Source organism: Paenibacillus lautus, assembly GCF_050482385.1.
Classification (GTDB): Bacteria; Bacillota; Bacilli; order Paenibacillales; family Paenibacillaceae; genus Paenibacillus_AQ; species Paenibacillus_AQ lautus_B.
This window is the reverse complement of the sequence record NZ_JBCNHV010000017.1, coordinates 72,519-88,200: the sequence shown is the minus strand read 5'-3', so window position 1 is coordinate 88,200 and position 15,682 is coordinate 72,519. Positions and strand designations below refer to the sequence as shown.

11 protein-coding genes are annotated in these 15,682 nt (G+C 46.0%); 7 read left to right on the top strand and 4 right to left on the bottom strand.

Annotated elements, in window-relative coordinates; all coding sequences use genetic code 11:
• Window positions 1–115: 115 nt before the first annotated feature.
• Both ABEW73_RS21990 and ABEW73_RS21985 read right to left on the bottom strand, forming a co-directional pair.
• Complete coding sequence (locus ABEW73_RS21990; protein WP_430169068.1) at window positions 116–1,714, bottom strand: hypothetical protein; 1,599 nt, start codon at window positions 1,712–1,714, stop codon at window positions 116–118.
• Entirely contained in the window at window positions 1,711–2,421 is a 711-nt protein-coding gene (locus ABEW73_RS21985; protein ID WP_430169065.1) for an ABC transporter ATP-binding protein, read from the bottom strand. Before ABEW73_RS21985 ends, ABEW73_RS21990 begins: the two co-directional genes overlap by 4 nt.
• A gap of 406 nt (window positions 2,422–2,827) precedes the next feature.
• Here ABEW73_RS21985 and ABEW73_RS21980 point away from each other — a divergent pair, with 406 nt between their 5' ends.
• Window positions 2,828–3,799, top strand: a complete 972-nt coding sequence (locus ABEW73_RS21980) for a tRNA dihydrouridine synthase (RefSeq protein WP_430169062.1) — start codon at window positions 2,828–2,830, stop codon at window positions 3,797–3,799.
• Window positions 3,800–4,230: 431 nt separating this feature from the next.
• Here the strand turns inward: ABEW73_RS21980 and ABEW73_RS21975 are convergent, their stop codons facing one another.
• On the bottom strand, window positions 4,231–4,875 hold the full coding sequence (locus tag ABEW73_RS21975) for a TetR family transcriptional regulator (RefSeq protein ID WP_430169059.1): 645 nt from the start codon (window positions 4,873–4,875) through the stop codon (window positions 4,231–4,233).
• Between the two features lie 217 nt (window positions 4,876–5,092).
• On the opposite strand from ABEW73_RS21975, the gene ABEW73_RS21970 reads away from it, so the two are divergent.
• Together ABEW73_RS21970 and ABEW73_RS21965 are read left to right on the top strand one after the other, a co-directional pair.
• Window positions 5,093–6,745, top strand: coding sequence for an FAD-dependent oxidoreductase (locus tag ABEW73_RS21970; RefSeq protein WP_430169056.1), 1,653 nt, complete (start codon window positions 5,093–5,095; stop codon window positions 6,743–6,745).
• 197 nt (window positions 6,746–6,942) lie between these two features.
• Window positions 6,943–8,103, top strand: a complete 1,161-nt coding sequence (locus ABEW73_RS21965; protein WP_430169053.1) for a cobalamin-independent methionine synthase II family protein — start codon at window positions 6,943–6,945, stop codon at window positions 8,101–8,103.
• Between the two features lie 143 nt (window positions 8,104–8,246).
• On the opposite strand, the gene ABEW73_RS21960 is transcribed toward ABEW73_RS21965, so the two are convergent.
• Entirely contained in the window at window positions 8,247–9,014 is a 768-nt protein-coding gene (locus tag ABEW73_RS21960) for a TVP38/TMEM64 family protein (protein ID WP_430169050.1), read from the bottom strand.
• A gap of 158 nt (window positions 9,015–9,172) precedes the next feature.
• Here ABEW73_RS21960 and ABEW73_RS21955 point away from each other — a divergent pair, with 158 nt between their 5' ends.
• The 4 genes from ABEW73_RS21955 (at window position 9,173) to ABEW73_RS21940 (ending at window position 15,646) form a co-directional block, all read left to right on the top strand.
• The gene (locus ABEW73_RS21955) at window positions 9,173–9,865 is read left to right on the top strand and encodes a response regulator transcription factor (RefSeq protein ID WP_215155724.1); all 693 of its coding nucleotides are present in this window, start codon (window positions 9,173–9,175) and stop codon (window positions 9,863–9,865) included.
• Window positions 9,858–11,189: a HAMP domain-containing sensor histidine kinase gene (locus tag ABEW73_RS21950; RefSeq protein WP_430169047.1), complete on the top strand. Its 1,332-nt coding sequence runs from the start codon at window positions 9,858–9,860 to the stop codon at window positions 11,187–11,189. Before ABEW73_RS21955 ends, ABEW73_RS21950 begins: the two co-directional genes overlap by 8 nt.
• Before the next feature lie 258 nt (window positions 11,190–11,447).
• Window positions 11,448–14,822: a HEAT repeat domain-containing protein gene (locus ABEW73_RS21945; protein WP_430169044.1), complete on the top strand. Its 3,375-nt coding sequence runs from the start codon at window positions 11,448–11,450 to the stop codon at window positions 14,820–14,822.
• Between the two features lie 14 nt (window positions 14,823–14,836).
• Window positions 14,837–15,646 carry an AAA family ATPase gene (locus ABEW73_RS21940; RefSeq protein WP_430169042.1) on the top strand — a complete coding sequence of 270 codons (810 nt, stop codon included), beginning with the start codon at window positions 14,837–14,839 and terminating at the stop codon, window positions 15,644–15,646.
• The last annotated feature ends 36 nt before the right edge of the window (window positions 15,647–15,682 follow it).

Here is a 15,682-nt window from a genome sequence, read left to right as displayed (position 1 = left end):
AAAAGAGTCGTTCAATACAAGAACATAAAGGAGCTGCCTCGGTTTTAAGCCGTCAGCTCCTTTTGCTCTAGCCATATTCCTATAAGTTGAAATCTAACTTGAGAAAGAATGAAGTTTAAAGCGCTTGAAACAACCGCTCCCCTTCGGTCGCAATGTATTTATACATCACGCTGCATACCACCAACATTACGACTCCGATGCCCGACAGGATAAGATTGACGTTCACATGGGATAGAAGGAGCAATATAGCAATGGGTATCACTATGCTGACAAAGCCCAATAACATAGATACGTATACCGATGCACACTGCTTAATCACAGTGACTTCACTGGTCCACTCCAGTTTAGGAAACTTCAAATTAACGATAACCCCGAGCATCGCTGAATAGCACGCATAGATCATTGGGATCACAAGCAATAGCAAGCTTTCAATCCATCCCGTACGCAAAGATATCATGAGCAGCAAACAGCTAATCACCGAAATCGGAATGGTGACGGTAAGATTAACCGCTACTTTGCTAAACAGGACAGTCTTTTTTGATACGGGCGAGCTTTTGAGTATCCATAGATGGTTACCTTCCAGGGAAATGGAACTTGACGCTGTGCAGCTTAATACGACAGCCAAAGAAACGACCATTGGGGCCATCCTACCCAAATAGTCGGATAATTGCGGGATTTCTACTAGCTGCCCAAGGCTCTCCGAGCTAATAAACAATAAGGCTATCGATATCACGAGCAGAAAAATCATAATGATACTCGTATTCAGCACATATAAGGAAGAACTAATGTATCGACGCAGCTCCTTGAAATACAAGGCACGAAAAGGAGAAGATGTTTTCAGTGACCTCATCACATATTTACTGCTTGTATGAGATGTCGTTAAGCCTGTGTGTATCGCTTTATATTTTGTGCCAAGTACTATAGAGAACAAGATGAACGACAGCACCGAAATGACAATGAATAATAGCAATGGACCGATCTGATAAGAGCAAACGGCATCTACATACATGGCTGCAAGAGGATACATTTTAAATATGATATCCGCCAATTGTGTACTCATATCGGCAAGCACCTGCTCGTTTCCATTGATACGGAACGAACCGATCATGATACCAATGATTACAACCATAGTTAGGATGAGACCGATCATTCGACTCGCTCTAAACCGGGAGGATATCCAACTAATCAGCGCACCTATTAGGGTAGCCGCAATAATGGGCAATAACGGAATGAACAAGACTGTAACTAGAAAAAACAGATAATACACAACTTCAGGATTCACTTTGATCGCATACACCACACCAGCAGGCAAAATGAGTATCAGAGTGAAAAATAAATTCAGCACATAGAGATGGAGAACACGGCTCGCTACCACATGGCTTGTTCTAATTGGCAACGACATGACCAGATCATAGTCTTTATAGCCAAATAAGACTCCGCTAGCCTTATAGATCGTTGTAAAGAACCCGACCATTGATGCTGCTGCCATCATAATGGCTAGCAGCAGATCCATACGCTCTATTTGTTCAAAGGTCAGTGCCATCCCGTAACTGTATCCAAAGGAAACTGCTGCAATCAAAACCATCCCTATCACAATACCGATGCTGAGAAGAAGAAATTTACGCTTTTCTTTAACATCGCGTGCGTGCAATGCTTTATTTAATCCAAATGTGGATAGTAGCTGTACCTTCATTAATCTCCATACATTCATCATTTATCGATCAACTCCAGGAACACATCTTCAAGGCTGTGATCACCCTTCACATCCTCTGTCTTGCCATGGGTGATCAATTGACCCGCTTTTATAATAGCAATCTTATTGCACAGCTTCTCAGCCACATCAAGTACATGGGTGGAGAAGAAGATGGCACTGCCATTCCTGCACAGGTCTGTCATGATCGTCTTTAACGTATGAGCAGCCTGTGGATCAAGTCCGACAAAGGGTTCATCTAAGACCAATAGCTTCGGTTGATGAATCAGTGCGGAGATGATCGCAAGCTTCTGCTTCATGCCATGAGAGTACGAGGAGATCAAATTCCCCAAACTGGCTGTAATCTGAAAAGCATCGCCATATTTCTGAATAAGCAGCTCACGATCTGTCTTCGATACGCTATAGAGATCGCCAATAAAATTCAAGTACTGTATTCCAGTAAGGTGATCGTACAGATCCGGGTTGTCCGGAATATAAGCAGTAACCTTTTTGCAGGCAACGGGGTCCTTCTTGATCGAGATACCGTCAATTTCAATATCCCCTTCCTCAAAGTCCAGGACACCAACGACTGAGCGGATCGTCGTCGTTTTTCCTGCACCGTTATGTCCGATAAAACCGTAAATGTCACCTTTCTCAACCACTAGATTCAAATCGTCTACGGCCTTCTTGCCACCCTTATAGCTCTTCGTAAAATGTCTTATTGTGAGCATCTTCCCTCACCTCTCCATAGGCGTAATATACAACTTAGCGCAGCATTCTATCTTCTTTCTATCCGCTTTGCTAGAATAACTATAATACGCTTAGCCTATGCAGAACGTTCAATTGTATCCACCATTAAACCGATTTCCCCCTGATACATTGACACTTCCGGTGTAACACTCCATATCCATGCACGAAAAAAGGCTCCCATCTGCAACAATAGATGGAAACCTTGCATTGACGGGTCCATCGGTTTAGGAGTGCTTTCTCTGCTACGACTAACATATACTGCCGTTTGATTTACGTTGCTAAAACATGCTATAAGTGAATGAAAAGCAAGAGTTTGAACAGGTTAGATTAAATATTTACTATTTCGGGATAAAGATTTGTCCTGATATTTATAGAGGGGTATTGGATATGACAGATAATTTTTGGCGTGATTTGCCACGACCTTTTTTTGTACTGGCGCCCATGGAAGATGTGACGGATGTTGTGTTTCGCCATGTCGTGAGCGAAGCAGCCAGACCGGATGTGTTTTTTACGGAGTTTGCGAATACCGAGAGCTATTGTCACCCGGAGGGGAACCATAGTGTGCGCGGACGTTTGACTTTTACAGAGGATGAACAGCCCATGGTAGCCCATATCTGGGGAGATAAGCCGGAATTTTTTCGTCAAATGAGTATCGGCATGGCGAAAGAAGGTTTTAAAGGCATCGATATTAATATGGGTTGTCCTGTAGCGAATGTAGCCGAGAATGGGAAGGGAAGCGGCCTGATCTGCCGTCCCGACATTGCAGCGGAACTTATCCAGGCCGCCAAAGCTGGGGGATTGCCTGTCAGTGTAAAAACAAGGCTCGGTTTTAGCAGCGTAGACGAATGGCGCGGCTGGTTAACCCATATTTTGAAACAAGACATTGCGAATCTGTCCATTCATCTGCGGACAAGAGAGGAAATGAGCAAGGTAGACGCTCATTGGGAACTGATTCCGGAGATTAAGAAACTTCGTGATGAGGTGGCACCCGATACACTTCTAACCATTAACGGGGATATTCCTGACCGTCAGACCGGCCTCCAGCTCGCTGAGCAATACGGTGTGGATGGCATTATGATTGGGCGTGGGATTTTTCATAATCCGTTTGCTTTTGAGAAGGAGCCGAAGGAACACAGCAGTGGGGAATTGCTTGATCTACTGCGGCTGCATCTGGATCTCCATGATCAATATTCAGCACAGGTGTCACGTTCATTCAAAGCTCTCCATCGCTTTTTCAAGATTTATGTCAAAGGGTTTAGAGGGGCAAGCGAACTCAGAAATCAATTGATGAGCGCGGCGTCTACAGATGAAGTACGTGCGCTTCTGGACGAATTTGCACAGCATATGGAGGAGGGTTAAATTTGATATAAGATCCACCGAATGTAAGTCTAAAAGAAAAGAAGACAACAGGATTAAACGGGTCCCCATAGACTGGACACTTAGAAAAAAGTGTTGGCTGCGGGGGCCTTTTTGTGTACTGGTACTTAGCATCAAGGGAGGGCATCATGAGTCTACATCCGCTACTACAACCATTATAGATATAGGAGACGAAAAAAAGATGACTCCTGTACAATACAGGAATCATCTTCTGTCGGCACGTAATACGATAAATAACGATACATGGCTGCCGATCTAATCGGCGGCCTGTTTCGCAGGTGTCACTGGTAGATGGAACAACCATTGCAGGAGCTTGCTGCCGTCAACGGGCAAGCAATGTCGACGACTCGCTAGGTTCTGATGAACTCCACCGGGCGGCAAAAAGGAATGCTGGAGCTTATCACAGCAAAGTTTCAAAATGATTTATTTGATGCCATCGCTTCAGTTCCACCTGTAACAATTAATCTAAGCCCTGTCATGAAATTTTCTTCATCTGTACCGCCGACATGAATAGCTTCCATAATGTTTGTTATTTCACCGCTGTTTATTGTACGCTCGGGCAGCGTTTCCCAGTTTTGCTCGTCTGCCTGTTCCTCAATCACACAGCCAAAGGTATAACGAATAACGGTAAGCATAACACTTCTGGCTGTCCGTATATCCATTCCTGCACTGCGAAGGGAGGCAAAAGAATCTTCCAAAAACTTCGCTAAAGTTCCATTGGGAAAAGGATGCGCGCGGGCTATCACTCGGCCGCCATCAGGATAAGACAGCATAGCCTTACGAAACAATGAGATATGCTCAATCAGCCAATCTTGCCAGGACTGCTCACTTTCCCTTGGAACGAAATTGCCCATCTTTTTGTGTAAGATATGCTCGGCCATGTAGTCCACAATCATGGCTTTGTTTTTGAAATGCCAGTAAATGGCCGGGGCTTTTACACCCAGCTTTTTGCCAATATCACGTATAGATAACTCGTCATATCCTTTTTCAGCCATTAATTCAAGCGCCGCTTCGACGATTTCCTGTTGCCTTTCGCTTGGTTTAAAATGATCTTCCATATTCGCACCTCTCTTTTATTTATTATAAAACATAACAAGTGTGTTTAACAGTGTTACATAATTTTTGCGTAATCTATTGACACTACTCCTTAACACCGTTATAGTAAACGTGCAATGTAACACTGTTAAGGGGAGTGGGCAAAGATTTGCTGGTGGTAGGAGCACATGGTTTAGTCAAAACATTTGGAGCGAATAAGACTGAAAGGATTGATGGGATATGATGACCAAAAAAATCACGAATGTTCCTGTATTGATTGTCGGAGGAGGATTGGCCGGCCTTTCTGCAGCGTTATTCTTGTCGCGGCATAGCGTACCCTATGTACTCATTGAACGTCATCGGAAAACGAACATTCATCCAAGGGCGCGGGGCTTAAACTTTCGGACAATGGAGTTATATCGAGAACTGGGTTTGGATGAAGCAATCGAAGAGACCGGTGCGCAATTGGCCAAAGGCAAAGGGTGGTACACCGCGCATACATTAAGAGAGGCAGAGCTTGATCCGGAAAAAATGAATATCCCCAAAATACTGCCAGAGTCGGTGAAATCGTATTTTGCTACACTTAAAGAGATAAGCCCTGCTTCCAGCGTTCGTGCCACACAGAATGTGGTCGAGCCCATTCTGCTTGAAGCAGCGCGCGAGCGTGAAGGGGATCTGCGTTTTCATACAGAATTGACTGCTTTTGAACAAAATGAAGACCATGTCAGGGCGACCGTTCTCAATCGTACAACGGGTGTGGAAGAAACCATAGTGGCAGACTATATGATTGCTGCTGACGGTGCAAAAAGCCCGGTTCGTCAAATGCTGAACATTAAGATGACTGAAATGAATTCGCACGGTCATATCATTAATATTTATTTTGAAGCCGATCTCGAACATTTTGTAAAAGGACGGGAATTCAGTGCATGTAACATCACACGTACTGGGGCGGAGGGCGTGTTGCTTGCAATTAATAATCGTGACCGTTGGTGCTATCACGTTTCTTATGATTTTGAAGGCGGTGAGACTGCTGCTCATTTTTCAGAAGAAAGATGCCGGGAAGTCATACAAAAGGCGATTGATTTGCCGGATCTCCAAGTCAAAATATTAAGTGTGCTGCCCTGGGAAGCAGCGGAAAGGATCGCGGAGCAATTTCAACAGGATCGCGTCTTTTTAATTGGAGATGCTGTTCACCTCATGCCGCCGACTGGAGGTTACGGAGCCAATACGGGTGTACAAGACGCTCATAATTTGGCATGGAAATTGGCAGCAGTCGTTAATAAAGTAGCTAACCCTGAACTGTTGAAAACGTATGAGGCTGAACGTCGTCCCGTCGCCCAAATGACGGTTTCAGAGGCCGGGCGAGTCGCCGACACAGGTGTGTTTTCGGCCATGAAGAAACAGACGGAGAAGAGAACATCGCCGTTAGATGATCTGATTGTATCGGTTGGCTATCATTACGAATCCAAAGCCATCCTTGAACAGGATGCTGCTCCTTCATCGCTCGATCATTTTGGACTAAAGGGGCGCCTCGGTACACGGACTCCTCATATTTGGGGCGAATATCAAGGTAGGAAACGGTCCACGCTTGACTTGTTAGGATTAGGATTTGTTTTGTTTGCAGGGGAAAAAGCCGAGGGATGGAAGGATGCGGCGAAACACGTATCTGGGCAGTTTGGTGTCAAAATCAATACCTATAGCGTAGGGCAGAATGGAGATTTCATTGATAAAGATCTTGGCTGGCAGAATGCTTATCAAGCCACGGAGAAAAGCGTTGTTCTCGTTCGCCCAGACGGTTTTGTGTGTTGGCGTTGCGATGATCAAATCGAGCAACCGACCCTAACATTGGAAGAGGTTTTTGCTCAACTTCTCGGCAAAGAAAAGAGCCTGTAAGAATAAGCTTGGAAAGTAAAGCGTCAAGTAATCCCTCCGACTTACGAGCAGAAATATGCTCGTACTGGCCTCCAGTTCGCTGAACAATTCGGTGTTTTGCTATAGCTTTTAGCTATAACTAGTTATGTTCTTTTGGTATGTCTTCTAACTCTGCTCGTCGTGATATGATCATCGTATACAACGAGGGGGTTATGTACATGACTGATAAGTTTCAGATCGTAGGAAGTTTGTTGCGGCCCGAAGAGCTGCTGAAATATAAAACGCAAATTGAACATCGTGATGATATCCAGTATCCGTTCTATGAAAACTTTGAAGGGTATGCCGAGTGCGAGACCGAGGCGATCAAACAGGTCGTCAAAAAGGAAATCGAGCATAACCTGTCGGTTATTACGGACGGTGAATTCTCCAAGTCGATGTGGCATCTGGATTTTGTATGGGGCTTTGGCGGAGCCCAGCGTTATATCGCGGACCATGGCTACTTTTTCCGGGATGTGGACGGAACCTCGAAATATGAAACACGCAAAGATATTGGATTGCGCATTACTGGCAAACTGAGCGGAAAGAATCATCATTTTATCGGGCTGTTTAAACAGCTGCAAGATACGGCAGGCGATCAGCAAACGAAACTTTGCGTCCCATCTCCATCCCATATCTTCGGTGAACTTTCCTGGTCGGATAACATTGGCGGCACGGATGCCGTTTATCAGAACAAACAGGAGCTCAAAGCGGGACTTGTAAGCGCGTATAAGGAATTCGTGGAGGAATTCGCTGCGGTAGGCGGCAAGATTCTGCAATTCGATGATTGCTTGTGGGAGCTGTTTGCAGACGACAACCCGAATTCTCCGTTTACAGGGGAGCATATTAATCAAGCGGAAGTACAGGGTCTCGCCACCGAATTTATTGATATAAACAATACCGTGATTGACTTCGGTCATAGCCATGGCTTGAAAATGTGGACACACAACTGCCGGGGTAACTATGATTCCCGCAACATGGGCGGTGGATCTTATGCGAAAATCGCCAACCTGTTCCTGAAGCAGTTGAAATATGATCGCTTCTTCCTGGAGTGGGATGATGATCGTGCGGGTTCGATTGAAGCACTGGAGGTTTTCAAGGACAGACCGGAAACGGAGATTGTTCTAGGCTTGCTGTCTTCCAAAACCAATACGCTTGATGATGAAGCACGCGTAATTCGTCTGCTTGACGAAGCATCCAAAATCCTTGATAAGGATCGTCTGCTGCTCTCGCATCAATGCGGTTTTGCGTCCTGCGATGGCGGTAACGAGCTAAGCGAAGCCGAGCAATGGGCGAAGATTGATCAAGGCCAGAAGCTCGCGAAGCAATATTGGGGTAGCTAGACAATAAAACGAGATATTAATATAAACGGCGACCTTTTCCCGGAATCAATCAGGGGAGAGGTCGCCGTGTTTTTTTGGATGGTCCCTAGTTGTTCAATGTGATCAAAATTCTGACAGGATGATGGTTTCTTGTATATCTTGTATTATCCTTTTTTTGTCACCAAATCTCTACTCTTTGCTAAGCTGGGGATTGCCTTGGGTTTGGCAGAAGGACTTGTCCCTTTCGATTTCTCCACTTTGGAGAACAAGTTCATCAATTTATCTTTATAGATATATCCGAGTACGAAACCAATAACGGCAATGACGGATATGATAATGGCGATGCTGTATTGTTGCATATGAATTGTGGACCCTACCGCGGCAGAGGCAATAATCCATGGCAGACGACCAACCAGAAGTATCGTGAAGAATCTTAAAGAACTCATGGATGTAAGAGCGGCAACAAATACGAGCATGTCTTTCGGCAAACCGGGAATCACGAAAAAGATAAACAAAAAGGCAGAGAACTTCTTCTCATCATGAATAAACGACATCCACTTATAGTCTTTCTTTTGCAGCAATCGCGCAATAAAATTGCGACCGATAAAACGAGTGAAATAAAAAGCAATCGCTGAGCCCAATACCAAGCCTACTGTAGTATAGAATGACCCAAGCGTAACCCCATAGATATATCCGCCTGCAACCTGTACCACTTCTCCCGGAATAGGCGCAACCACGATCTGAAGTATCTGGAATAAAATAAACATGACCGGACCCCAATGTCCCGTTGAATGAATATACGCTCTGAAATTGTCCATGGACGACATGATTTTAATAATGGCAGGAGAATGATAGACCAGTAAACCAATGGACAAAATCGTTAACAGACCCAACAGTATTTTCATGACTGTTTTTCTCGAAAGTTGTGGCATAGCTGATGACTCCTTTGCGTTATGACCTTTACTGATCACAGTATAAAACGAAAACATGAAGAGTCACCTACATAACTTCTGAAGAATTCTTAAGTCGATTGTATCTGCTGGTAGTGGCTACTAACGCATATTATACTGAAATTGGACGGAGGGATCGGATGAGCAAGCAAATTTTAATTGCTGACGATAACAGTGAGATTCGTGAAATTGTAAAGATTTTGTTAGAGAGCGAGAATTATGAAGTCATTGAAGCGGTAGATGGTCAGGATGCAATTGATAAAGTGAATGAAGAGACGGATCTCATTATCTTGGATATGATGATGCCGAACAAATCGGGGCTGAAGGCGTGTCTGGAGATTCGTGAAAAAACAAGTGCTCCGATCCTGTTTCTCACAGCTAAAACGCAGGATTCGGACAAACAATTGGCATTCTCTTCCGGGAGTGATGATTTTTTGTCCAAACCCTTTTCCTATACAGAACTCGTTGCAAGGGTAAAGGCATTGCTTCGAAGGTATTATGTGTATCGTGGCAAGGAGAAGACGGAAGAAGCGGATCAAATCATCATGGAGGATCTTACGGTCCATCAGGATTCCAAGACTGTTTTTGTTGGGGAGAAGGAAGTGGCTTTAACCGAAATTGAATACCAGATCTTGTTGTTGCTAGCGAAGAAACGGCGAAAGGTATTTTCGGCGGAAAACATATATGAGAGTGTCTGGGGGCAGCCCTACTTTTATACGTGCAATAACACGGTTATGGTTCACATTCGCAATTTGAGAAGCAAGCTGGAGGACGACCCACAGAACCCTAAATATGTGAAGACCGTTTGGGGGAAGGGGTACAAAATTGAATAGATTGCTAATGGGGAAAAAGCTGAAGATCAAATTGGTGCTGGCGGTTATGATTTCTTTAGTCATTTCCATAAGTACACTCGTTATTTTACAAGTTGTTGGTGAGACTGTACTGGATAATTACTTAAGCAAATCCACTTTTGTAGAGAACAGGCAGCAAGATGCGCTTGATCGATTCGAAACATTTGTGAATAGCCAGAACGTGTCAACCTCTGATCATGAGCGATTGTCCGCATGGGTGAGTGAGGAACGATACTTAAATCTATATATTTTTGCAAAAGATAAATTGATCTATTCCTCCAATACCGGGATTGATTCTGCCATCAATGAAGAGCTTTTAACCCAATTGGTACCATCGAAAATGCCCATCAAGACGATTAGTTTCGCGGATCAGGATGCCCAGATATATCTGGTCGGCTTTTATGAGTATCAATATTATACCCTCATTCTGATTATTGGTGTTTTCGTCGCGGCTGTTGTGTTCATTGTTTCCTTTCTACTCATGATTAACAGGAAAACATCATATATTGGCAGGCTTGAACAAGAGATTAAGATACTCGAAGGTGGAAATTTGGATTATTCGATTACGATATCGGGAAAGGATGAACTTTCGTCTTTGGCCCAAAGTATTGATGAGATGAGAAAATCATTTATTGAGCGACTCGGCAGCGAGGAGAGGGTGAGGATAGCCAATCGTGAATTGATCACGGCAATTTCCCATGACCTCCGTACCCCGCTTACGATTCTGTTGGGATATATGGACATTATAGAACTCAACAAATATAAGACGCAGGAGGATTTATTGCAGTATATTCATAACAGCAGGGAGAAAGCTTATCAGATCAAGGCACTGTCGGACAAACTATTCGAATATTTTACGGTATCCTCTGCTGCGGAAGAAGAGGAAGTGGAATTTGAAATCTATGAGGGCAGAGCGCTTATCGATCAACTCATTGATGAACAACTGGTCGTCTTGGATGATATCGATATTCAGATTCAGGCCAATTCTAATCACGAGAAATTTCTGCTGGAAATCAATCTGGTCGCCATTCGCCGTGTATTCGATAACATATTTTCAAATATTCGAAAATACGCCGATCCATCAGAGCCCGTTCAGATCAGGGTCTACTTGAAGCAGCAATGGGTCTTTCTTGTTGTAGAGAATAAGATTAAACGTGTCGGCAAAAAGAAAGATAGCAACGAAATCGGGCTCGTTAGTTGTCAGAAAATGATACAGCAGCACAACGGAACGTTGACGGTATCTCAGGAAAAAGATATCTTTTCGCTACAAATCACGCTGCCAATCATCTTAAATAAAGCGGGGTAGAGCAGCGGGGATGCAGATGAGGCTCACTTCCATACAGTATGGAGTTGATTCATCTCACTTTCATGACCATCCAACTACTCTAAACTTAATGAATTGTGTTAGACGATCTCCAATAATGTTTCGTACATATCCACCGTAATATCCCCCGGCTGTGGCCATAGCACGAACAAACAAGAAGTTATATACTTCCAGGAGAGCTTGCGTGAATCGGTCATGGAGAAATTTTGATTCGGTTATAAGTACACGAGGGGAGAGGAAATGTTGACATATAACAATGAACTGATGAAAAAAGAGCAATTGCTCACGGAGCTGGATTCGCTGGGTTATTCGGACAGGATGAAGCGGATGGCGCTTCTGGGGCGCCAGCATAAAGGAAATGCGGATTATTCCGCGCTGCTCGTATCCTTGCTCGAAAGCGGCACCGCCTACGAGGCGCATTTGGCATTGACTGGTGCGGGTGTAGTGCATGATACTCGTGCGGTTTTGTATGCCCTGAAGCATTCCAAGGCAGGAGTTAGGGGACGGGCGGCTGGACTACTGCCAGAAGTGGTGACAGATCCGGACTTTTCCGTTGAATCTGAAATCGCTCTGATGTCGTATCATTGCCGACGCCAATTGCTGCGGAGCATCTTGAATACATATCGTCAGGATTGGGCGGAACGTCTGCTGCCGCTCGTGCTTGACCGGTGGGGCGCACAAGAAGCGTCTTTATTATTGGCGGTGTGCAGCGAAGAGACGGTTCGCAGCAGGCTTCCGGAACTGGGTTATGCGTTACGTAATTGGCGGCTCCTATCGAAGTATTATCCCGATCTGGTTGCAGCATATTTCAAGAATGCTTTGCAGAACGCAACGCATCGGGAAAAACCCAGTATTTGGTGGACGCTCTCTTCAGCGATTGAAGTATTGAGTGTTACAAGACCGTCGATCGTGTTGGAATGTGCGCTTACGCTTGGGCCGACGGATATGATTCATCCTGTACTCAAGCAGCAATTGGGCATTCTGATTCAGGCCAGCCCTGAGGACGTATTCGAGCTGCTGACACGTGAGGAGACACGGGAATATCTTCTGAATCATGGCGTTCCGGCAGGAGTATTGAAAAAGAGAAAATGGTTCACCACAGCGCAGTGGTCCACGCTGACGACCTTGCTCGCAGATCAGCCTGTACATGTAGCCAAGGTGCTGGATACCCTTGCGCCGTCTTGTCGCGAAGCGATGTTTGATGCCGCTTATAAGGAAGACGAGCGGAAGAAACGCATTTTCCCTATGCCGCTACTGGATGTACTGCCGCACCGACTGCGCGACAAGGAAGCTGCCCGTATGCTGGAACTTCGCGACATTCGTGATCATCAGGATGACATGCTCGAAACGACGGCGCGCCTGTTGATCGTTCATGCGCGGGAGAAGTTGGAGCAAGCCGTCCAGGTGTCCAATAGCGATGAGCGTGCTGCGGCCTATGCCCACCTCGTTCGGAGTACGGCTCTATCCCGAAGCGGAATGGATGAGACGCTGCGCTTCCTGACTCGAATCAAGAACGACCAGGATCCGGTGCGCTGGCAAGTGATGGTCGAGCTCTCAAACTGTCCTGCTCCCATGTTTAAGGAAGAACATGTGAACGATCTGACTGTGCTGGTGGATAGCGTGGTGGAAGCCAGGGACACTTCGTACGGGACAAGGTCCGCCACGGAGAAACTGGCTTTTGCCATCCTGCGTGAACATGCATTGGAGCCGAAGAGCGAGCTGTTCAAGTTCGCTTTGAGAACGTTTGGAAGATTGACGATGCGGGACGGTCAGTTTGCGTTGTACTCGATGGATTGGGACAGCATACCCAGTTCTGCACTGGAAGCGTTGTTCGATGAAATTTATGCTTTTGGCGTAGAAGCGAACAAACGCGAAAACGTCAATGTGGTCCTGCGTATGGCTGATTTGTTCGGAAAAGCCGTGGATCGATTACCGAAGCTTCAGCTTCTTCTGGAGGAACTACTGAAGGCCAAAATGGTTTCGCCGCAGGCAGTCCATTATTGGCTGGCACCGTATGGAACTCGGGATGCGAGGGTTAGAGAACTGCTGGACAGAGACCCATCCTTCATCTCATTCCACGACGTATTTATGCATCTGCATCTGAAGCGTCAGGAGTGGCTTACCCCGTTCATCTCGGGGCAAATCATCAAAGGCAAGCATTTATCGGGAAAAACGATTTATGTTGTGCCCGCCCATAATGGGTTTCACCGGTGGCTGCCGCGTCAGCAAAAGGCATTAGCTTCCCTCTTGGAACGGGTGGCATTGGATGCCAAACGAAGTTTCCATGAACGTGCGGCGGCGATGCGGAGCTTGGCCGTCATGCCGGATTATCGCTCCGATCAACTGGAGGTCCTGCTGCAGGATGAGGAAGTGCATGTCGTCGAGGCAGCGCTCTACGCATATTCGTTATGGGAAGAGCCGGAGAAGGCACTTCCTGTATTGCTGGGCAACCTGGATGGAGACCGTGCTCGGGTTGCCATGTACTCGATCCCCAGATGTTTGCGTAGGGTGAGCCCGGTGATGTTGACATCTATGCTGTCGGACCTGCTGAATCGGGAAAAATTAAAAATCACGGTCAGAAAAGAGGCTATCCGACTGCTTGGAGCTTATAAAAGCAGTGAAAGCATGGCGCTTCTCATCCGTGAATACGAGAAACCGAATGTACACAAAGACGTGATGATCGCCATAGGTCACGCTGCCAGACAATGGCTCGATGATGAACGCAGCTGGACCCTGATGAGTGCCATGGCTGTTTCACCGCAGCGTGATATCGCAAGAAGCCTGCTTAACCAGTACGCTGGTGGACTTCCGGTGGAGGCTCGGCCAAGGTATTTGCAATTGATTATCGAGATCGCAGGACATGCCGATGCTGTTGTGGCAAGAGAGGCCTTCCAAGCCATGAGCCATTGGGTGAATGGAAGTGAGGAGAAGGTAGCGGATTCCGCGAGCAGAACGATTCTTGATTTGGAGGATAACGCCAGATGGAAGGCCGCGATGGATACCCTTATTGTGGCATGCCGTGACGGGAAGGTGAACGATCGTGTCATTGGCGTTTGCACGCAGTTGGCTAACACGGAGACGAAGGCCGAATGGAATGCTGCCCCGGAGAGAGACCTTCCTGAGCGGCAGCGTCTGGTGGCATTGATTGACAAGCTGACCTCGTTGCCTCCCAATGCAAGGCGGGTTCTCGTTCCTTTATATACGGGCATGATCGATGCTCTTAAATCCCAAGAAACACTGAAACCAGCCGTGATCAAGTTATATTTAGCGATGGTTGAATGGAACCAGGCGGATCAGGCTGCCCTGCATTTGGACCCTGTGATTCAAATAGTGGACACGCATCCGCATCTATTGGATTACGCCTACAGGCAGATCGCTCTGGTGGCCAATGCCAGCCAGGCGTATTGGAGGCCGGAGGCAATTCTGGACTTGGTGGACCATTTGAGAGATCGGCAGCCGTTTGCGGCCCAGTATATCGGGCTTTCTTTGCTGAAGGTTGCGGGAACGTACCTTTTGTGGAACCAGGCTTGTACCGACCGTTTAAGAACGTACCGGAATCATGAGCATGAGGCGATTCGTCTGGCGGCATTGGATATTTGGACCGTGCTTGAATGAGGTGAGCGAGGGCGATGCTATATTTAAGTAACTTCAAACTCTCTTCTACCATTTCCAGCAACCCGAATATATATCCCGATCATGTGTTCAGGCACATTGCAGGGGAAGTTCTGCTGTTTGATCGAATCACGGTATTATATGGCAGTAATGGCTCCGGCAAATCCACCTTGCTAAATCTAATCGCCAACAAATTGGGAATTGCGGGCTCTGAGCGAATGACAAGTTATGGTCACAACATGTACGCACAGCGGTTTATCGAGGAAAGCAGCTACCAACTCGGGCATGATGATCAGGAGCATCCCATATATAAGCTTCCCGACGGGAGCCGGTACATCAAGTCAGAGGATTTATTGTATGAAATCAAGAAAATACAGCAGGAAAGCGTGCTTCGAGAAGGGCTGTTGCATGAGCAACTCGTACAGGGAAAGAGCAAGGCTGAGGTAGAAGAGCTGGAGCAGTCGTATGAGTTCAAAAAGAAGATGGATATCATTCAATTCTCTCAAGAGAAATATTCGAACGGGGAGACGTCCATGCAGTTTTTTGAGGAATATTTGCTTCCCGGGAAACTGTATTTATTGGATGAACCGGAAACGTCGCTTTCTCCGGCTAATCAAATCAAGCTGGCCGAGCAGATGAACGATCTGGCGCGTTACTTCGACAGTCAATTTATTATTGCTACGCACTCTCCTTTTGTTCTGGGTACGCTTCATGCGAAGATCTACAATCTCGATGCCAAGATTTTGCAAACGGCAGAATGGTTTGAACTGGACAATGTACAATTCTTTTACCGATTTTTTCATAAGCATCAAAGATTGTTTGAATGAATAGGATTGAGTTTCCAGAAGAGGTATCCTTCGAGT